Below are 19,134 nucleotides of genomic sequence, written 5' to 3'. Positions count from 1 at the left end.
AGGCTTGAAATCAGATTCTGCAAGTTGTTTTTGAAGTAAGTGAAGTAGGAAAGTATCATCGTCGTTACACATCATTCTGCCCTTGTGATTCACACTAGGTGGTAGCCTATCATAGCTAACAGATAGGAAGAATAAGATGGACACTGGTTTATCTTGATTTGTAAGGATTTCCATTTCGAAAATCACTAAAAATATGGTATAATGAGGTGTTATAAAAACAGGTTTCATTTGCCTGGAAAGGAAATATTATGTCTGAAAAGAATTTTTATATTACAACGCCGATTTACTATCCATCTGGTAAACTTCATATCGGTTCTGCCTACACAACTATCGCCTGTGATGTCCTAGCTCGTTACAAACGCCTCATGGGCTACGATGTCTTTTATCTGACTGGTCTTGATGAGCATGGCCAAAAGATTCAACAAAAAGCAGAAGAAGCTGGCATCACTCCTCAAGCCTATGTTGATGGCATGGCAGTTGGTGTTAAAGAACTCTGGCAATTACTGGATATCTCATATGATAAATTTATCCGTACCACAGACGATTACCATGAAAAAGTGGTAGCGCAAATTTTTGAACGCTTGCTAGCTCAAGATGATATCTACCTAGGTGAATACTCTGGCTGGTACTCAGTTTCAGATGAGGAATTCTTTACAGAAAGCCAGCTTGCGGAAGTTTTCCGTGACGAAGCTGGAAATGTAACGGGCGGTATCGCTCCATCGGGCCACGAAGTGGAGTGGGTTTCAGAAGAGTCTTATTTCCTTCGCCTCAGCAAATACCAAGACCGTTTGGTCGAATTTTTCAAATCACATCCTGACTTCATCACTCCAGATGGTCGCCTTAATGAAATGTTGCGTAACTTCATTGAGCCAGGCTTGGAAGATTTGGCAGTTTCTCGTACAACCTTTACCTGGGGAGTACAAGTTCCATCCAATCCTAGACACGTTGTCTACGTTTGGTTTGATGCCCTTCTCAACTATGTGACAGCTCTTGGTTATGGCCAAGAAGATCATGAAAACTTTGACAAATTCTGGAACGGAACCGTCTTCCACATGGTCGGAAAAGACATCCTTCGTTTTCACTCCATCTACTGGCCAATCCTTCTCATGATGCTCGACATCAAATTGCCAGAACGTTTGATTGGCCATGGTTGGTTTGTCATGAAAGACGGTAAGATGTCTAAGTCTAAAGGAAATGTCATCTACCCTGAAATGTTGGTAGAACGTTACGGACTTGATCCCCTTCGTTACTACCTCATGCGTAGCCTTCCAGTCGGTTCAGACGGAACCTTCACTCCAGAAGACTATGTAGGTCGTATCAACTATGAATTAGCCAATGACCTTGGGAATCTCCTCAACCGTACGGTTTCAATGATTAATAAGTACTTTGATGGTCAAATCCCTGCCTATGTAGAAGGTGTGACAGACTTTGACAATGAACTTGCTCAAGTAGCTGAACAATCAATCGCTGACTACAATACCTACATGGAAGCAGTTGACTATCCACGTGCACTTGAAGCAGTCTGGACCCTCATCTCACGTACTAATAAATACATCGATGAGACAGCTCCATGGGTACTGGCTAAGGATGAAGCCCTTCGTGAGCAATTGGCAAGTGTGATGAGTCACTTGGCAGCAAGCCTTCGTGTCGTAGCCCACTTGATTGAACCATTTATGATGGAAACCAGTCGTGCAGTCTTGACTCAACTTGGTCTCGCAGAAGTTTCTAGCCTTGAGAACTTGAGTTTGGCTGATTTCCCTGCGAATGTAACAGTAATTGCTAAAGGAACACCTATCTTCCCACGTCTTGATATGGAAGAAGAAATCGCCTATATTAAGGAACAAATGGAAGGTAACAAGCCAGCCGTCGAAAAAGAATGGAATCCAGATGAAGTCGAACTCAAACTAAACAAGGAAGAAATCAAGTTTGAAGACTTCGATAAGGTTGAAATCCGTGTCGCTGAAGTAAAAGAAGTTTCTAAAGTAGAAGGTTCTGATAAGTTGCTTCAATTCCGCTTGGATGCTGGAGATGGTGAAGACCGTCAAATCCTTTCTGGAATTGCAAAATACTATCCAAACGAACAAGAATTGGTCGGCAAGAAAGTACAAATCGTTGCCAACCTCAAACCACGTAAAATGATGAAAAAATATGTCAGCCAAGGGATGATTCTCTCAGCTGAACATGAAGGTAAATTAACCCTCCTCACAGTGGATCCAGCTGTACCAAATGGAAGTGTGATCGGCTAAGATTTAAAAGGACCAGTTTGAACTGGTTCTTTTCTTTTGTAAGGAAGTAGTTGATAAAAGTGTCATTCTACTTTATAATGAATGAAAACGGAGGAAATTGCCATGAAGTACATTCCATTTGGTCAAGAGAAAAGAGAATTGTCCGAAATCGTTCTAGGCATGATGCGAATCAATGACAAATCGGTCAAAGAAGTTGAAGAGCTGGTAGAAACAGCCCTATCTGCAGGAATCAATGCCTTTGACTTGGCAGATATCTATGGTGGTGGACGTTGCGAAGAATTACTGGGTCAAGTGTTAAACAATCGTCCTGACCTGCGAGAAAAGATGTGGATCCAGTCCAAGTGTGGCATTCGCATAGAAGAATTTACCTATTTTGATTTTTCAAAAGAGTATATTCTAGAATCAGTAGACGGGATTCTAAAAAGATTGCAGGTTGATTATCTAGATAGCTTGCTTCTCCATCGCCCAGATGCTTTGATGGAAGTTGATCAAGTTGCAGAGGCCTTCGATATCCTTCACAAATCAGGTAAGGTTCGAGACTTTGGTGTGTCCAATCAAAATCCTATGATGATGGAATTACTGAAGAAAGAGGTCAAACAACCTTTATCTATCAATCAATTACAACTAAGCGTAGCTTTTACGCCAGGATTTGAATCAGGTTTCCATGTCAATATGGAAGGTGACAAGGCAGCTTTGCGTGATGGAAGCATCTTTGAATACTGCAAACTAAACGATATGGTCATTCAGGCCTGGTCAGTCTTACAGTTCGGATATTTCAAAGGGAATTTTGTCGGCAATGAGCAATTCCAACAACTGAATCAAGTTCTAAACCGACTAGCCTTAAAATACGGTGTGAGTCCTTCAGCTATTGCTATCGCTTGGGTGTTGCGATACCCAGCCAAGATGCAGGCAGTAGTAGGAACAACTAACCCTAAACATTTGATAGAAGCAAGCCAAGCAAGTAATGTCAACCTAACTCGAAAAGAATGGTATGAGATTTACCTCGCAGCAGGGAATGATTTGCCATAGAAACTAAAGAAATATTTTATTAAGAACGAGATTCTATCTCGCTCTTTTTGTTTAAAAAAATTTATATAATTGTTTGAAAACACAAACTATAAATGATAAAATGGTGTAAAATAACAATATAATAAATATTTTAATAAAGTAGGAGTATTTAGAATGAGAAAAATAGTTTTGACTTCTGTTGTTTTACTCTCTCTATTGACATCAGTCGGTTGCTCGAAACATAAGGAAAAGGCGAAAGTAGCTGAACCTGTAACGACTGAACAGACTACGCAAGATAATACAAAGTTATACAAGGAAGCTGGTTTACTTACTTTTAAAAACGAAAAGCAGCTGGAACTCGGGGAACTTGATACGAAATCTCGCGCAACTTATGCTCATATTCAATTGAAAGATAGTGATGAGCCCAAAAAGAAACGGGAACCAAAGCTAAAGTTTGACCCAGTTGGATGGCATAACTATAAATTTTACTATGGTGATGGTACGAAGGAAGCATGGTTAATGAATCGTGGTCATTTAGTTGGTTATCAATTTAGCGGACTTAACGATGAAGGTCGCAATCTAGTTCCTATGACAGCCTGGTTAAATACAGGTTCCTTTACTGGAACGGATGATAAGAATCAAAGTAGCATGCTTTATTATGAAAATGGGCTAGATTCATGGCTTGCAAATCATCCCAACTATTATCTTGACTATAAGGTAACAGCAGTTTATAAGGATGATGAATTGATTCCTAGACAGATTGAACTTCAGTACGTCGGAATTGATCAGGATGGCAAGTTACTTGAGATTCAATTAGGTAGCAATAAGGAAAAAATTGATCAGTATTCCGTAACTCATGTTGCCTTAGATAATATTTCAGCCAATGCCGAAATCAACTATGCGGATGGTACTGCAAAGAACACGGTTAAGTCAGCTGAAGAACGTGCTGCTGAACAAAAGGCAGCTGAGGAAAAAGCTAAGAAAGAGGCTGAAGAGAAAGAGACACAAGAAAAAGCTAAAAAAGAAGCAGAACAAAAAGCAAAGGAAGAACAGACGAAACAGGAAACTGAAGCACCAGCGGAAGAATCGCACAGCAGTAATTCAGGTGGTTACTATAGAGATAAAAATGGAAGATGGCATCGATCAAATGGGAAGTTTGCCTCTAAAAAAGAAATCCGAGAAGCTGGATTACAGTGGTAATTTAGGAATCATAAAAATAATTGTCAAAAAGCCGTTGTAAAACGGTTTTTTGTTATAATAAAATAAGAGAACTATAAAGGGGAAAATCATGACATTAGAAGAAATTTTACTAGGACTGAAAGCAAATAAGAAATACGAGCATACTGGATGGAGTTTGAAGTAGGAGAATCAAATGGAAATCAAAAAACACTTTGGTGTATACGGAATTTGCTTCGAAAATGGGAAGTTACTCTGCATTGAAAAAACGAGAGGCCCTTATCAGTATCGTTTTGATTTACCGGGTGGTAGTCAAGAACCAGGTGAAGGACTGACTGAAACTCTCAAGAGAGAAGTTCTTGAAGAGACAGGATATTCTCTTAGCAGTTATTCAAATCCTAGAATTTATGATGTGATGGTTCAAGAAGAGGGGAAAAACTTCGCAGTGCATCATATCATGGCCTTTTATGATATCGCACTCAATTTTGAGAGCTCTCAGAAGTCGATTCCTCAGGAGGTTATTGATGGAAGCAATGATTCAGCAAAGGCAGTTTGGTTGGATTTGGAAGAAATTACCAAAGAAAATGCCTCACCCTTAGTATTAAAAGTGAAGGCAGAGTTACGAGGATTTCCAGATTTAGACATGACAAGCTATAAAAATTGGAAGGTAAAAGAAAAAAAGGAGAACAAATGACACCTCAAGAAATGTGGAATGCCTACAAGAAAATCAACCCCTCTATAGGAGACGAGATAGATGCCTGGGCCTTTGGAGTGGATCCAGACCTTTTAGCGGAACTGGTCTTTAAAGGTGAAAAGACTGCAACAACTTCAGCCTACGATCTTTACGCAGTAGAGGATGAACCCCTTCCACAAGAAGGGACCTTTGATGTTATTTTAGATAGTAAGGAACAAGCTGTTTGCATTATTGAAATTACAAAGGTTTCCGTTCAGCCATTCCATCAAGTGTCAGCCGACCATGCCTATAAGGAAGGTGAAGGCGACAAATCTCTGGCCTATTGGCGTCAGGTTCATGAGGAGGTTTTCACCGAGTGGATGAGCGAGATTGGACTGACTTTTACACCTGACAGCAAGGTGGTTTTAGAAGAATTTCGCAAGGTTTATCCCTTATAGTTAAAAATTAGAAAGAAAATCGGGCAAAAACCGTCCCAATCCTTCTTTCTAGCTCAAAATATGATAAAATAGGATTGTTTGAAAGAAGAGCCAATGAGCTCTGAAAAATAGAATAGGAGAAAATGATGCAAGCAGTTGAACATTTTATTCATCAATTTGTACCTGAACATTATGATTTGTTTTTAGATTTGAGTCGTGAGTCAAAGACTTTCTCAGGTAAGGTTACAATCTCTGGGCACGCTAAGAGCGACAAAATTTCTCTTCACCAAAAGAATTTGGAAATTGCTTCTGTAGAAGTAGCAGGTCAAGCTCGTCCATTTACAGTTGATCATGAGAATGAAGCCCTTCATATCGAACTCGCTGAAGCTGGTCAAGTGGAGTTGACCCTTGCTTTTTCTGGGAAGATTACTGACAATATGACTGGTATTTACCCATCTTACTACACTCTTGATGGTGAAAAGAAAGAAGTCGTATCAACTCAGTTTGAGAGCCATTTTGCTCGCGAAGCTTTCCCATGTGTGGATGAGCCAGAAGCAAAAGCAACTTTTGATTTATCTCTTCGTTTTGACCAAGCTGAAGGTGAGTTAGCCTTGTCAAATATGCCTGAAATCGAAGTAGATAACCGCAAGGAAACAGGTATCTGGAAGTTTGCAACAACCCCTCGCATGTCTTCTTACTTGCTTGCTTTTGTAGCAGGTGATTTGCAAGGCGTGACTGCCCACACTAAAAATGGCACGCTTGTAGGAGTATACTCTACCAAGGCGCATCCACTAACAAACCTTGATTTTTCTTTGGATATCGCTGTTCGTGCCATCGAATTTTATGAAGATTATTATGGGGTTAAATATCCAATTCCACAATCTCTTCATATCGCAATTCCAGACTTCTCTGCTGGAGCTATGGAAAACTGGGGTCTCGTAACCTACCGCGAAGTTTGCTTAATTGTAGATGAAAATTCATCAGTTGCTAGCCGCCAACAAGTTGCTCTTGTTGTAGCACACGAATTGGCTCACCAATGGTTTGGTAACCTTGTAACCATGAGATGGTGGGATGACCTTTGGCTCAATGAAAGCTTTGCCAATATGATGGAATACGTCTGTGTAAATGCGATTGAACCAAGCTGGAACATCTTTGAAGATTTCCAAACAGGTGGCGTACCAGCTGCTCTTAAACGTGATGCAACAGATGGTGTTCAATCAGTTCACGTTGAAGTGAAGCATCCTGATGAAATCAATACGCTTTTTGACGGTGCTATTGTCTATGCGAAAGGTAGCCGTCTCATGCATATGCTTCGTCGCTGGTTAGGAGATGCTGATTTTGCCAAAGGCTTGCATGCCTACTTTGAAAAACATCAGTATAGCAATACCATTGGTCGTGACCTTTGGAATGCTCTTGGTCAAGCATCAGGTCGTGATGTAGCAGCCTTTATGGATTCTTGGTTGGAACAACCTGGTTATCCAGTTCTCACTGTCAAAGTTGAAAATGATGTTTTGAAGATTTCACAAAAACAATTCTTTATCGGTGAACACGAAGACAAGAATCGTCTCTGGGTAGTACCTCTTAATAGTAACTGGAAAGGCTTGCCAGATACACTTGAAACTGAAAGTATCGAAATTCCTGGTTACGCAGCTTTGCTTGCTGCAAACAAAACAGCTCTTCGTCTTAACACTGAAAATACTGCTCATTATATTACAGATTACCAAGGTGAATTGCTTGATGCAGTCCTAGCAGACTTATCTAAACTAGATAATACAAGTAAGCTTCAAATCGTCCAAGAACGTCGTTTGTTAGCTGAAGCAGGTCAGGTTTCTTATGCAGATTTACTTCCAGTAGTGGATCAACTTGCTAAGGAAGAATCTTACCTTGTAGTATCGGCAGTTTCTCAAGTGATTGTTGCTCTTGAACGCTTTATCGACGAAGGCACTCAAACTGAGCATGATTTCAAAGCTCTTGTTGCCAAATTATCCCGTCACAATTATGAACGCCTAGGATTGGAAGCAAAAGTAGGTGAAGCAGATGAGGATGAGTTGGTTCGTCAAATGGCTGTATCAATGATGATTCGTTCAAATGACGAAGGAGCTAGTCAAGCAGCGAGCCAAATTTTCGCAGCTCATAAGGAAAATCTTACAAGCCTTCCAGCAGCGACACGAGCTCAGATTTTGATCAATGAAATCAAACATCATGAAAGTAAAGAACTGGTAGAAACTTACCTTGATCTATACACACATGCGACTGATGCTGTCTTTAAACGTCAATTAGCAGCAGCCTTGGCTTACAGTACAGATGAAGCCAATATCCAAATGTTGATTGCAACTTGGAAGGATAAATTTGTGGTGAAACCTCAAGACCTTTCTGCTTGGTATCTTCAATTCTTAGGACATGAAGCAACTCAAGAAACTGTTTGGACATGGGCGCGTGACAATTGGGAATGGATTAAGGCAGCTCTTGGTGGAGATATGAGCTTTGATAGCTTTGTCATTATTCCAGCACGTACTTTTAAAACAGCTGAACGTTTAGCTGAATACAAGGCCTTCTTTGAACCACAATTATCTGACCTTGCTTTGAGCCGTAATATCGGTATGGGTATCAAGGAAATCGCAGCTCGCGTAGACTTGATTAACCGTGAAAAAGCAGCTGTTGAAGCAGTTATTGCTCAATATGCGAAGGCATAATAGATTGATCCTATAAAAAAAAGTAAAACTCAACTTTCTCCTTGTAAAACAAGGAAAGTTGAGTTTTTTTTAAGATAATTTTGCTATAATAGTCTTAGCAAGGAGGAATTTTTGATGATCAAGATTCTATTAGTGGAAGATGACTTAAGTCTATCAAATTCTGTATTTGATTTTTTAGATGATTTTGCGGATGTCATGCAGGTTTTTGATGGAGAAGAAGGTCTTTATGAAGCAGAGAGTGGCGTTTATGACTTGATTCTTTTAGACTTGATGTTGCCCGAAAAAAATGGTTTCCAAGTCTTGAAAGAATTACGTGAAAAGGGAGTATCGACACCAGTCCTCATCATGACTGCCAAGGAAAGTATTGATGATAAGGGACACGGATTTGAACTCGGTGCGGATGATTATCTGACTAAGCCATTCTACTTGGAAGAGCTCAAGATGCGGATTCAAGCCCTTCTCAAACGCTCAGGTAAGTTTAATGAAAATACTCTTTCCTATGGTGATTTGACTGTCAATCTTTCTACCAATGAAGTTCGAGTTGACGGCACGGTGGTGGAGCTACTCGGAAAAGAATTCGAATTATTAGTTTATTTCCTCCAAAATCAAAATGTCATTTTACCTAAGACCCAAATTTTTGACCGCTTGTGGGGATTTGACAGTGACACCACTATATCGGTTGTTGAAGTTTACGTTTCAAAAGTCCGTAAGAAATTAAAGGGATCAGACTTTGCTGAAAACCTCCAAACCTTAAGAAGTGTTGGGTATATTTTAAAACATGTTCAATAAAATTAAAAATAATTGGTATGCAGAAGATTTCAGCTACTTTATCCGAAACTTTGGAGTATTCACGCTGATTTTCTCTGCTATGACCTTGATTATTCTCCAAGTTATGCACTCCAGTCTTTATACATCAGTGGATGAGAAGCTTTTGGCACTCAGTAATAATCCTCAGAATGTTATTCAGTTAGCAGTGAATCGTGCATCAGAGAACCTAAAGGATTTAAACGGAGGAGATGTCACTTCTAATTCGGACAAAAAGGTTACAATCAGTTCCAATACGGAAGTTATTTTATTGGATTCGAATCTCAATCAATTGGTGACTGGGAATCGCTTTTTAGGGTTAGATAAAATAACATTCAATAAAAAGGATTTAAACCATATACGCCAGCTTCATGTAATAAATAGCTATGGCCAAGATGAGGTTTACCGTGCTGTTTTGACAGAGATGAACATTGATACAGTTTCGACTAACATTAAGTATGCTGCTGTCCTGATAAATACGAGTCAGCTAGAACAGATTAGTCAAAATCACGAACAGCTAATTGTGGTAGTTATGGCGAGCTTTTGGATTCTATCTATCTTAGCTAGTCTCTATCTTGCACGTGTCAGTGTTAAACCTTTAATGGAAAGCATTCAAAAACAGAAGAGTTTTGTGGAAAATGCTAGTCATGAGCTACGTACTCCTTTAGCTGTTCTGCAAAATCGTCTGGAAACTCTTTTTAGAAAACCAGAAGCTACCATTATGGAGTCAAGCGAGAGCATTGCTTCAAGTCTGGAAGAAGTCAGAAATATGAGGTTTCTAACCACGAATCTTCTCAATCTAGCACGTAGAGATGATGGAATTAAACCTGAACTTGCAGAAGTAGAACCAGACTTCTTTAACGCAACCTTTACCAACTTTGAAATGATTGCATCCGAGAATAATCGTGTTTTTCGTTTCGAGAATCGTATTCATCGAACAATTATTACTGATAAACTTCTCCTCAAGCAATTGATGACTATTCTGTTTGACAATGCTGTCAAGTATACAGAAGAAGAAGGAGATATTTATTTTGAGATTTCAACGACAGAACGCAGTCTCTATCTAACGGTAGCAGATAATGGGATCGGTATAACTGCAGCCGATAAAAAGAAAATCTTTGATCGTTTTTATCGCGTGGATAAGGCACGTACACGGCAAAAGGGTGGTTTCGGTTTAGGCTTGTCTTTAGCTAAGCAGATCGTCGATGCCTTAAAAGGCTCTATCAGTGTGAAAGACAACAAACCTAACGGAACAATTTTTGAAGTCAAGATAGCTATCTCAACACCATCAAGACGAAAGAATAAATAAAAAAACCTTCGATAAATTGAAGGTTTTTTATTTGAATTTTTTCTTGATAATCGTTCGTTGAAGTTGCAAAACGATAATGCTAAGTCCAATTGCTAAAGCAAAGGATAAAACAGTGTTCAATTTTAGCGCTAAGAACATAAAACTAAAGATCGCTAAAAAGACACAGAAACAAGCAATGTTTACAAAAAATAGAACTTCTTTTACACTAGCAACAGAAGTATTCTCCGTAACATAATCTTGAAACTGAGTAGTTTTAATTCTTTCTTGTTCTAACTCATACGGGTGCAGTTTTCTTGCGGGCATGTTTCTCTCCTTAACAATACATTACTATTTTATCATTTTTTTGAAGAGAGAATTGTTACAGGATTGTTACAAATTGCATAAAATACCTTTTCATTTCTCAAGAATAGCTGATTTTTTTGAAATATGGTATAATCTTACCTATGGAAAAGATTATTATTACAGCAACTGCTGAAAGTATTGAACAAGTAAAACAGCTACTTGAAGCTGGTGTCGACCGCATTTATGTCGGTGAGAAAGATTTTGGTCTTCGTTTGCCAAAGACCTTTAGTTATGAGGAACTGAGAACCATTGCCAATTTGGTTCATGATGCAGGTAAAACGTTAGTCGTAGCGGTTAATGCACTCATGCATCAAGATAAGATGGATCGTATTAAGCCTTTCCTTGATTTTTTGGAAGAAATAAAAACAGATTACATTACTGTTGGGGAAGCAGGTGTCTTTTATGTCGTTAACCGTGATGGTTATAGTTTTAAAACGATTTATGACGCTTCAACCATGGTCACAAGTAGTCGTCAGATTAATTTCTGGGGTCAAAAGGCAGGAGCTTCTGAAGCTGTTTTGGCGCGTGAAATCCCATCTGCTGAGCTCTTTAAAATGCCAGAAATTTTGGAAATTCCAGCAGAAATGTTGGTTTATGGTGCTAGTGTTATCCACCATTCTAAGAGACCTCTATTGCAAAATTACTATAATTTTACTCATATTCATGATGAAAAAACACGTCAACGTGATTTGTTTTTAGCAGAGCCAAGTGATCCAGATAGTCACTATTCAATTTTTGAAGATAATCACGGGACACATATCTTTGCTAACAATGACCTTGATTTGATGACCAAGTTGACAGAATTGGTAGAACATGGATTTACTCACTGGAAATTGGAAGGTCTCTACACTCCAGGACAAAACTTTGTAGAAATAGCAAAACTCTTTATCCAAGCGCGTAACTTGATTCAAGAAGGTCACTTTACACATGACCAGGCCTTTATGTTGGATGAGGAAGTCCACAAATTACACCCTAAAAATCGTTTCCTTGATACCGGATTTTATGACTACGACCCTGATATGGTAAAATAAAAAGATTAAGCCCGAAATAAAATGTTCGGGTTTTTCCAATATTTGGATGAATTTGAAGCGTATTCATGATATAATAAAAGAAGCTCTATTTGGAGGTATATAAGTGGAAAATCTGAAAAAGCTGGCAGGTATCAAGGCGGCTGAGTTTGTCAAGGATGGAATGGTTGTCGGGCTTGGAACAGGCTCCACTGCCTATTATTTTGTAGAAGAAATAGGTCGTCGCATCAAGGAAGAAGGCCTGCAAATTACAGCTGTAACGACTTCGAGTTCGACCAGTAAACAGGCTGAAGACCTAAATATTCCGCTAAAATCTATTGATGAAGTCAATGAAGTTGATGTAACTGTAGATGGTGCGGATGAAGTCGATGGCCAGTACAATGGTATCAAAGGTGGTGGTGGTGCACTTCTCATGGAGAAAGTTGTAGCAACCCCGTCCAAAGAATACATCTGGGTTGTTGATGAAAGCAAACTAGTTGAAAAACTAGGGGCTTTTAAATTACCTGTAGAAGTGGTTCAGTATGGTGCAGAACTGCTTTTCCGCTATTTTGAACGAGTAGGATACAAGCCGGCATTTCGTGAAAAAGACGGTCAACGTTTTGTGACAGATATGAAAAATTTTATTATCGATTTGGACTTAGGTAGTATTGATGATCCAATTGCCCTTGGGCAAGAGTTAGACCATATTGTCGGTGTTGTAGAGCACGGTTTGTTTAACCAAATGGTAGACAAGGTTATCGTAGCGGGACAAAATGGTATTCAAATTTTAACTTCAAAAAAAGAAAAGAAATAGAAGGAGGCATTTATGTCTAAATTTAATCGTATTCATTTAGTGGTTTTGGATTCCGTAGGAATCGGTGCGGCACCAGATGCTAATAACTTTGTCAATGCAGGAGTTCCTGATGGAGCATCTGATACACTTGGACATATTTCAAAAACCGTCGGTTTGAATGTACCAAATATGGCGAAGATTGGGCTTGGAAATATTCCTCGTGAAGTACCATTGAAGACGGTTCCTGCTGAAAGCAATCCAACTGGTTATGCAACAAAATTGCAAGAGGTTTCTCTTGGGAAAGATACCATGACTGGTCACTGGGAAATTATGGGACTTAACATCACCGAACCTTTTGATACCTTCTGGAATGGTTTCCCTGAAGAAATTATTACGAAGATTGAAGACTTTTCAGGTCGTAAGGTTATCCGTGAAGCTAACAAACCGTACTCTGGTACAGCTGTTATCGATGACTTTGGACCACGTCAAATGGAAACTGGTGAGTTGATCATCTATACATCAGCAGACCCTGTTCTTCAAATTGCAGCCCACGAAGACATCATTCCTTTGGATGAACTCTACCGTATTTGTGAATATGCTCGTTCCATCACCTTGGAACGTCCGGCTCTTCTTGGTCGGATCATTGCTCGTCCTTATGTTGGGGAACCAGGTAGCTTCACACGTACTGCCAACCGTCGTGACTTGGCTGTTTCACCATTTGCGCCGACTGTTTTGGACAAATTGAACGAAGCTGGTATCGATACCTATGCAATTGGTAAGATCAATGATATATTCAACGGTGCTGGTATCAACCACGATATGGGCCACAACAAATCAAATAGCCACGGTATGGATACCTTGATTAAGACCATGGGACTTCCTGAGTTCCAAGAAGGCTTCTCATTTACCAACTTGGTAGACTTTGATGCTCTTTACGGACACCGTCGCAATGCCCATGGTTACCGCGATTGCTTGCATGAGTTTGATGAGCGCTTGCCAGAAATCATCACTGCCATGCGTGAAGATGACCTCTTAATGATTACGGCTGACCATGGTAATGACCCAACCTACGCTGGTACAGACCATACGCGTGAATACATCCCATTCTTGGCTTATAGCCCATCCTTCAAGGGTAACGGTGTGCTTCCAGTTGGCCACTTTTCTGATATCTCTGCGACCATTGCAGAGAACTTTGGAGTTGAAACTGCCATGATTGGTGAAAGTTTCTTTGATAAATTAGTTTAAGATGATTCGCTACGCTCTACTCGTTAGAGGCATTAATGTTGGCGGGAAAAACAAGGTCGTGATGGCGGAGCTTCGAGAGGAGCTTCAAGCGATCGGGTTGGATGGGGTAGAGACCTACATCAATAGTGGCAATATCTTCTTTGATAGCATTGTGCCTAGAACTAAATTAATAGAGAATTTACAGACTTTCTTTGAAAGATACTATCCATTTATCCAGAGTTTTTCTCTCTTTTCAGCTGAGGACTATGCACTAGATCTCGCTGCTCTACCAGCCTGGTGGCAGGAGGATCTGGCCCGCAAGGATGTTCTCTTTTACACAGAAGGCCTCGATCAGGATGCTGTCTGGGGGCTGGTTTCTTCTTTTTCGCTCGGTGATGAAATCATCCATCGTGGAAATCTAGGAATCTACTGGGGTAAATACTCAGAAGAGACCTATACAAAGACCGCTTACCACAGACAAGTCCTCAAGATGCCGGATTACCGTCTTTTGACCATTCGCAATGCCAATACATTTGACAAAATTGGCCAATTTTTAAGGAAATCATAAAGGAGATACACAATGACATTATTAGCAAAAATCAATGAAACAGCAGCATTTTTGAAGGGCAAAGGAATCGAAGCTCCTGAGTTCGGTTTGATTCTTGGTTCAGGTTTGGGTGAATTAGCTGAAGAAATCGAAAATCCAGTCGTAGTAGACTACTCTGAAATTCCAAACTGGGGTCGTTCGACAGTTGTCGGACACGCTGGTAAATTGGTCTACGGTGAGCTTGCTGGACGCAAGGTTTTGGCCCTTCAAGGACGTTTCCACTTCTACGAAGGAAATCCACTAGAAGTGGTGACTTTCCCAGTTCGTGTCATGAAGGTCTTGGGATGTGAAGGGGTTCTTGTCACCAATGCTGCCGGTGGTATCGGCTTTGGTCCGGGTACTTTGATGGCTATTACTGACCACATTAACATGACTGGTCAAAACCCATTGATCGGTGAAAACTTGGATGATTTTGGTCCACGTTTCCCAGATATGTCGAAAGCTTACACTCCTGAATACCGCGAGACTGCTCATAAAGTCGCTGACAAATTAGGCATCAAATTAGATGATGGAGTTTATATCGGAGTGACTGGCCCAACTTATGAAACTCCAGCTGAAATCCGTGCTTATAAGACGCTTGGAGCAGATGCTGTTGGTATGTCAACTGTTCCTGAAGTCATCATCGCAGCTCACTCTGGTTTGAAAGTCCTTGGTATTTCATGCATTACCAACTTTGCGGCTGGTTTCCAAGAAGAGCTCAACCACGAAGAAGTGGTAGAAGTGACTGAGCGCGTCAAAGGCGACTTCAAAGGCTTGCTAAAAGCGATTCTTGCTGAACTCTAATCCTATGAAAGAACGACTCCAAAGCCTACCCTACGGATGGCGCCTGCTGTTAGCCACTTTATCATTGGGAATAGGGACGGGTCTAGTCGGAATAGCCTGTCATTATTTATTAGAAGGCGTGCAAAGACTAGCTTTTGGTCAAAATCGGGCTGATCTGCTCCAGCAATTTCAAGAAGCGGGAGCGCTTCGTAGGTTCTTAGTCCTGTGTGTGACAGGGGTCCTGGCAGCAGGTTTCTGGTATGTCCTGCAGAGCCGCCATAAAATCCTGTCTATTCGCAAGCAAATTGACTTGGCTGGAGACAGGGAACCAGCGCCCTTAGCCCACCTCCTTCATGCAAGTATGCAGGTTGCGATTGTCGGGGCCGGTGCTTCGGTCGGAAAAGAAGGAGCCCCACGAGAGGTTGGGGCTCTTCTAGCTGGTCATTTGGGCAAAGCTTTTTCCTTAGCTATCAAAGAACGAAGAGTATTGATTGCCTGTGGAGCTGGAGCCGGTTTAGCTGCGGTCTATCAGGTTCCCTTTGCCAGTAGCTTGTTTGTCTTTGAGACCCTAGGGTTGGCCTATCACTGGAAAAATTTTGTACTGGTCTTGTCCAGTACTTATTTGGCGACTTGGGTGGCCCAGCCAATCGTTGGTCATGGTGCTATTTATCATATGTCGCCAGTTCATTGGTCAGCCAGTAGTTTATTCCAGGCTGTCATAGTGGCTCTATTGGTTACTCCCTTGGCACTGGCCTTTCGTTTTCTAGCGAATCGGGCTAGTCGCAAACGGCGGAAGGATGGAACCATTCTTTGGGCTCTGCCTGTAGCTTTTATGGTGTTAGCAGCCATTGTGTCCTTTTATCCGATTTTTATGGGAAATGGCCAGGTTCTAGCCCAAGCCCTCTTATCAGGCCAGCCATTTTCTAATCTAGCCTTGACTTTGGCCGTGAAAGGGCTCCTGGTCTATCTCCTCTTACGAAATGGGGCATACGGAGGGACTTTGACACCGTCATTTGCCTTGGGGATTGGATCTGGCTACTTAGCGACTTTGCTTTTGACAGTCGTTGGCATTCACCTAGATCCTGCTCTAGGAATGCTACTTGGAGCGACGGTCTTTTTAGGAACGACCTTACGAGCTCCCTTGACTGCCATTGCCCTAAGTCTTGGTTTTACTGGACAGAGCTGGGCTTTGATTCTACCGCTGGCACTAGCTGCTGGTGTGTCTTATATGATTCAAAATAGATGGGAGAATAAACGATGAGAGTACATTTTGTCTTGCACGAAACTTTTGAAGTTCCTGGTGCTTATCTCAAGTGGGCGCAGGAGCGTGGTCATCAGGTGACCATGACCAAAGTCTATGAGAATGAAGCCCTACCTGAGACTGTGGATGAGATCGACTTTTTGATCGTAATGGGAGGACCACAATCGCCAGATGAGGATTGGGAAGCCTTCCCTTACTATGACCCACAAGCTGAGATTGAACTGATTCAAAAAGCTATGAAAGCAGATCGCTACATCGTTGGGGTCTGTCTTGGTGCCCAGCTCTTGTCTGTTGCTTATGGCGCGAGGTATGAACACAGTCCAGAGCGTGAGATTGGAGTTTATCCGGTGAATTTAACGCCTGAAGGATTAGCAGATCCGCATGTCAGCTTACTTGGTGCAAACTTTGATTCAGGCCATTGGCATGGGGATATGCCGGGATTGACGAATGATGCTGTCGTCCTTGCGACCAGTCAAGGGTGTCCACGTCAGATTATTCGCTTCAGTCCTAAACACTATGCTTTCCAAGCCCACTTGGAATTTGATCCAGATGCAGTCAATCTCTTGATTGCTGCAGACGGTGAAGCTGTTTTGGAAGAACAAAGTCAGAAATTGTTGTTTGTCCAAAAACCTGAAGCTATTCGTGCTTACGATTACCAAGAGATGAATGCAAAATTGTACGCATTTTTGGATTCATTAACAAACTAAAAACAAGAAAGGATGGGCAGTTCGGGTTTGAAACTGAACCCGGGCTATCCATGACTTTCAAAACGATATTTAATTGAACCCGCTTAAAAGCTGTGTGAAAAAGATCGCTTGTCTTGCAAGTCCAGTACTTGCTGCGACAATCCCCTATTTTCACTTTACTTTTTACGGGCTTGGTATCTTATAGAAAGGTAGAGCGTGTGTTCTGATTTGAACACGAGCGGAAAGCTTTTCTAAACAAAAAAAGAAAGTATGGGTTAACCGTATTCACTGAACTGAATACGGGTTATTCTCCTCTAAATCATCAAAATTAAGAAAGAAAGGAATTGAACCCACCCTAAAAGCAGTGGGAAAAAGATAGTTGGTCTAGCGAGCATCGCTCACTGCGCCCAACTCCTATTTTCCCTTCGCTTTTTGACGGGTTTGGTATCTTATATTATGTCTATCCATATTGCTGCTCAGCAGGGTGAAATTGCTGATAAAATTCTTCTTCCTGGGGATCCTCTTCGTGCGAAATTTATCGCTGAGAATTTCCTTGACGACGCTGTATGCTTTAACGAAGTCCGGAACATGTTTGGTTACACAGGGACTTATAAAGGTTACCGTGTTTCTGTTATGGGAACAGGTATGGGGATGCCATCCATCTCCATCTATGCGCGTGAGTTGATTGTCGACTACGGTGTGAAGAAATTGATCCGCGTCGGGACTGCTGGTTCTTTGAATGAAGATGTACATGTTCGTGAATTGGTCTTGGCGCAAGCAGCTGCAACCAACTCAAACATCATCCGCAACGACTGGCCTCAATACGATTTCCCACAAATCGCTAGTTTTGATCTCTTGGATAAAGCCTACCACATTGCCAAAGACCTTGGTATGACCACTCACGTCGGTAATGTCCTATCTTCTGATGTCTTCTATTCAAATTACTTTGAAAAGAATATTGAACTCGGTAAATGGGGTGTGAAAGCTGTAGAAATGGAAGCAGCAGCTCTTTACTATCTTGCTGCCCAACATCATGTCGATGCTCTTGCCATTATGACCATTTCTGATAGTTTAGTTAATCCCGATGAAGATACAACTGCAGAGGAACGTCAAAATACCTTCACCGATATGATGAAGGTTGGTCTAGAAACCTTAATTGCTGAATAAAAGAGAACACAAAAGGAAGATTTTCTGAATGAAAATCTTCCTTTTTTAGTCATTCAGGCTATGCTGACCTTAATGAAATGTTACTCTATCGTCTGTTTTTTAAGAGATTGTAAGAAATAATCAATCTCTGCTTGAGAATGGAGAATGCGCATCTTCTTAGGGTATGTTTTGTTTAAGTATTGGTATCTATCCTTAGCATTTTTCGTTCGTCCATCCCAAAGAATCCAGCGGATAAATTCCCAATCAAAACGCTCAGGACAACCTGTGGCCATACTTTCTCTGACTTTTCCTTTGTATTTTAAATAGCGCTTAAAGGCACGTAACAGACAATTCCAACGGGAGAAATTGAGGAAGATGATTTGATCTGCTTCTTTCATTCTTTCCTCGTAATAACACCATGAATAATTACCATCAATCACCCAATCGGAATGTTCGGTAAGAAAGTCTCTCATCTCTTTTAACATCCAATCGCGGTCACTGTCTACCCAGCCTGGCTGAAATTGAAGAGTGTCCATATGAAGTTTGGGAATGGAGTAGTAGCGAGACAAATTTTTTGCTAGAGTTGACTTACCTGCTCCAGAATATCCTATAATGGTTATTTTCATGATGTCCTCCTAAAAAATTCGCACAAAAAAAGCTCCGAAGAGCTCATTTTGTATCTTGTTCTTGATTAACCAAGTTTAGTTGCAAGGCGAGCTTTATCACGGCTTGCTTTATTTTTGTGAATCAAACCTTTAGTTTCTGCTTTATCGATAGCTGAGCTAGCAGCACGGAAAAGTTCTTCAGATGGATTTGCTTCAAATGCTTTAATAGCAGAACGCATAGCTGATTTTTGAGCTGAGTTTTTTTCGTTTTGTTTAACGTTCAATTCAGCGCGTTTGATAGCTGATTTAATGTTTGCCAATGTTCTTACCTCCATATTTACTAACTATACCATTA

At 40.8% G+C, this 19,134-nt stretch carries 19 protein-coding genes; 16 read left to right on the top strand and 3 right to left on the bottom strand.

The genetic code is table 11. The features are described from left to right. The first annotated feature begins 248 nt into the window (after positions 1 to 248). The 8 genes from metG (at position 249) to HMPREF3237_RS02335 (ending at position 10,346) form a co-directional block, all read left to right on the top strand. Entirely contained in the window at positions 249 to 2,246 is a 1,998-nt protein-coding gene (gene metG, locus HMPREF3237_RS02370; RefSeq protein WP_070888708.1) for a methionine--tRNA ligase, read from the top strand. Between the two features lie 102 nt (positions 2,247 to 2,348). Next, positions 2,349 to 3,275 carry an aldo/keto reductase gene (locus tag HMPREF3237_RS02365; protein ID WP_070888707.1) on the top strand — a complete coding sequence of 309 codons (927 nt, stop codon included), beginning with the start codon at positions 2,349 to 2,351 and terminating at the stop codon, positions 3,273 to 3,275. Between the two features lie 153 nt (positions 3,276 to 3,428). Next, positions 3,429 to 4,454, top strand: a complete 1,026-nt coding sequence (locus HMPREF3237_RS02360) for a DNA/RNA non-specific endonuclease (RefSeq protein WP_070888706.1) — start codon at positions 3,429 to 3,431, stop codon at positions 4,452 to 4,454. A gap of 172 nt (positions 4,455 to 4,626) precedes the next feature. Continuing rightward, entirely contained in the window at positions 4,627 to 5,124 is a 498-nt protein-coding gene (locus tag HMPREF3237_RS02355; RefSeq protein ID WP_070888705.1) for an NUDIX hydrolase, read from the top strand. Beyond that, on the top strand, positions 5,121 to 5,561 hold the full coding sequence (locus HMPREF3237_RS02350) for an ASCH domain-containing protein (protein WP_070888704.1): 441 nt from the start codon (positions 5,121 to 5,123) through the stop codon (positions 5,559 to 5,561). The genes HMPREF3237_RS02355 and HMPREF3237_RS02350 overlap by 4 nt, the downstream gene beginning before the upstream one ends. Positions 5,562 to 5,686: 125 nt before the next feature. Next, positions 5,687 to 8,233, top strand: a complete 2,547-nt coding sequence (locus HMPREF3237_RS02345; protein ID WP_070888703.1) for a M1 family metallopeptidase — start codon at positions 5,687 to 5,689, stop codon at positions 8,231 to 8,233. A 114-nt stretch (positions 8,234 to 8,347) separates the two neighbouring features. Continuing rightward, positions 8,348 to 9,022 carry a response regulator transcription factor gene (locus HMPREF3237_RS02340; RefSeq protein ID WP_006145784.1) on the top strand — a complete coding sequence of 225 codons (675 nt, stop codon included), beginning with the start codon at positions 8,348 to 8,350 and terminating at the stop codon, positions 9,020 to 9,022. Then, on the top strand, positions 9,012 to 10,346 hold the full coding sequence (locus HMPREF3237_RS02335) for a sensor histidine kinase (protein WP_070888702.1): 1,335 nt from the start codon (positions 9,012 to 9,014) through the stop codon (positions 10,344 to 10,346). Before HMPREF3237_RS02340 ends, HMPREF3237_RS02335 begins: the two co-directional genes overlap by 11 nt. Positions 10,347 to 10,373: 27 nt before the next feature. Here HMPREF3237_RS02335 and HMPREF3237_RS02330 read toward each other — a convergent pair whose 3' ends face one another. After that, on the bottom strand, positions 10,374 to 10,649 hold the full coding sequence (locus HMPREF3237_RS02330; protein ID WP_070888701.1) for a DUF3270 family protein: 276 nt from the start codon (positions 10,647 to 10,649) through the stop codon (positions 10,374 to 10,376). Between the two features lie 140 nt (positions 10,650 to 10,789). On the opposite strand from HMPREF3237_RS02330, the gene HMPREF3237_RS02325 reads away from it, so the two are divergent. From HMPREF3237_RS02325 to deoD, 8 genes are all read left to right on the top strand, one after another. Further along, complete coding sequence (locus HMPREF3237_RS02325; protein WP_070888700.1) at positions 10,790 to 11,719, top strand: peptidase U32 family protein; 930 nt, start codon at positions 10,790 to 10,792, stop codon at positions 11,717 to 11,719. Positions 11,720 to 11,822: 103 nt separating this feature from the next. Then, positions 11,823 to 12,509, top strand: a complete 687-nt coding sequence (gene rpiA / locus HMPREF3237_RS02320) for a ribose-5-phosphate isomerase RpiA (protein WP_070888699.1) — start codon at positions 11,823 to 11,825, stop codon at positions 12,507 to 12,509. Positions 12,510 to 12,521: 12 nt separating this feature from the next. Continuing rightward, the gene (locus HMPREF3237_RS02315) at positions 12,522 to 13,733 is read left to right on the top strand and encodes a phosphopentomutase (RefSeq protein ID WP_070888698.1); all 1,212 of its coding nucleotides are present in this window, start codon (positions 12,522 to 12,524) and stop codon (positions 13,731 to 13,733) included. 1 nt (position 13,734) lies between these two features. After that, the gene (locus HMPREF3237_RS02310; RefSeq protein ID WP_070888697.1) at positions 13,735 to 14,280 is read left to right on the top strand and encodes a DUF1697 domain-containing protein; all 546 of its coding nucleotides are present in this window, start codon (positions 13,735 to 13,737) and stop codon (positions 14,278 to 14,280) included. Positions 14,281 to 14,292: 12 nt separating this feature from the next. Beyond that, positions 14,293 to 15,102 carry a purine-nucleoside phosphorylase gene (locus tag HMPREF3237_RS02305; RefSeq protein WP_006145777.1) on the top strand — a complete coding sequence of 270 codons (810 nt, stop codon included), beginning with the start codon at positions 14,293 to 14,295 and terminating at the stop codon, positions 15,100 to 15,102. Between the two features lie 4 nt (positions 15,103 to 15,106). Continuing rightward, complete coding sequence (locus HMPREF3237_RS02300) at positions 15,107 to 16,342, top strand: chloride channel protein (RefSeq protein WP_180364191.1); 1,236 nt, start codon at positions 15,107 to 15,109, stop codon at positions 16,340 to 16,342. Continuing rightward, entirely contained in the window at positions 16,339 to 17,049 is a 711-nt protein-coding gene (locus HMPREF3237_RS02295) for a glutamine amidotransferase-related protein (RefSeq protein WP_070888695.1), read from the top strand. Before HMPREF3237_RS02300 ends, HMPREF3237_RS02295 begins: the two co-directional genes overlap by 4 nt. Positions 17,050 to 17,484: 435 nt before the next feature. Then, a complete protein-coding gene (gene deoD, locus HMPREF3237_RS02290; RefSeq protein WP_070888694.1) occupies positions 17,485 to 18,195 on the top strand; it encodes a purine-nucleoside phosphorylase in 711 nt (236 codons plus the stop codon). An 80-nt stretch (positions 18,196 to 18,275) separates the two neighbouring features. Here deoD and HMPREF3237_RS02285 read toward each other — a convergent pair whose 3' ends face one another. Then, a complete protein-coding gene (locus tag HMPREF3237_RS02285; protein WP_070888693.1) occupies positions 18,276 to 18,800 on the bottom strand; it encodes a DNA topology modulation protein in 525 nt (174 codons plus the stop codon). A gap of 65 nt (positions 18,801 to 18,865) precedes the next feature. After that, positions 18,866 to 19,114 carry a 30S ribosomal protein S20 gene (gene rpsT, locus HMPREF3237_RS02280; protein ID WP_006145772.1) on the bottom strand — a complete coding sequence of 83 codons (249 nt, stop codon included), beginning with the start codon at positions 19,112 to 19,114 and terminating at the stop codon, positions 18,866 to 18,868. Positions 19,115 to 19,134 lie beyond the last annotated feature (20 nt).

This window comes from Streptococcus sp. HMSC34B10, assembly GCF_001839505.1.
GTDB lineage: Bacteria > Bacillota > Bacilli > Lactobacillales > Streptococcaceae > Streptococcus > Streptococcus peroris.
This window is presented reverse-complemented; position numbering and strand designations above follow the sequence as displayed.

Excerpts from the sequence above, each read along its gene's own strand:
- metG (WP_070888708.1), top strand. The coding sequence starts at position 249 with ATGTCTGAAAAGAATTTTTATATTACAACGCCGATTTACTATCCATCT.
- HMPREF3237_RS02365 (WP_070888707.1), top strand. The coding sequence starts at position 2,349 with ATGAAGTACATTCCATTTGGTCAAGAGAAAAGAGAATTGTCCGAAATC.
- HMPREF3237_RS02360 (WP_070888706.1), top strand. The coding sequence starts at position 3,429 with ATGAGAAAAATAGTTTTGACTTCTGTTGTTTTACTCTCTCTATTGACA.
- HMPREF3237_RS02355 (WP_070888705.1), top strand. The coding sequence starts at position 4,627 with ATGGAAATCAAAAAACACTTTGGTGTATACGGAATTTGCTTCGAAAAT.
- HMPREF3237_RS02350 (WP_070888704.1), top strand. The coding sequence starts at position 5,121 with ATGACACCTCAAGAAATGTGGAATGCCTACAAGAAAATCAACCCCTCT.
- HMPREF3237_RS02345 (WP_070888703.1), top strand. The coding sequence starts at position 5,687 with ATGCAAGCAGTTGAACATTTTATTCATCAATTTGTACCTGAACATTAT.
- HMPREF3237_RS02340 (WP_006145784.1), top strand. The coding sequence starts at position 8,348 with ATGATCAAGATTCTATTAGTGGAAGATGACTTAAGTCTATCAAATTCT.
- HMPREF3237_RS02335 (WP_070888702.1), top strand. The coding sequence starts at position 9,012 with ATGTTCAATAAAATTAAAAATAATTGGTATGCAGAAGATTTCAGCTAC.
- HMPREF3237_RS02330 (WP_070888701.1), bottom strand. The coding sequence starts at position 10,649 with ATGCCCGCAAGAAAACTGCACCCGTATGAGTTAGAACAAGAAAGAATT.
- HMPREF3237_RS02325 (WP_070888700.1), top strand. The coding sequence starts at position 10,790 with ATGGAAAAGATTATTATTACAGCAACTGCTGAAAGTATTGAACAAGTA.
- HMPREF3237_RS02315 (WP_070888698.1), top strand. The coding sequence starts at position 12,522 with ATGTCTAAATTTAATCGTATTCATTTAGTGGTTTTGGATTCCGTAGGA.
- HMPREF3237_RS02310 (WP_070888697.1), top strand. The coding sequence starts at position 13,735 with ATGATTCGCTACGCTCTACTCGTTAGAGGCATTAATGTTGGCGGGAAA.
- HMPREF3237_RS02305 (WP_006145777.1), top strand. The coding sequence starts at position 14,293 with ATGACATTATTAGCAAAAATCAATGAAACAGCAGCATTTTTGAAGGGC.
- HMPREF3237_RS02300 (WP_180364191.1), top strand. The coding sequence starts at position 15,107 with ATGAAAGAACGACTCCAAAGCCTACCCTACGGATGGCGCCTGCTGTTA.
- HMPREF3237_RS02295 (WP_070888695.1), top strand. The coding sequence starts at position 16,339 with ATGAGAGTACATTTTGTCTTGCACGAAACTTTTGAAGTTCCTGGTGCT.
- deoD (WP_070888694.1), top strand. The coding sequence starts at position 17,485 with ATGTCTATCCATATTGCTGCTCAGCAGGGTGAAATTGCTGATAAAATT.
- HMPREF3237_RS02285 (WP_070888693.1), bottom strand. The coding sequence starts at position 18,800 with ATGAAAATAACCATTATAGGATATTCTGGAGCAGGTAAGTCAACTCTA.
- rpsT (WP_006145772.1), bottom strand. The coding sequence starts at position 19,114 with ATGGAGGTAAGAACATTGGCAAACATTAAATCAGCTATCAAACGCGCT.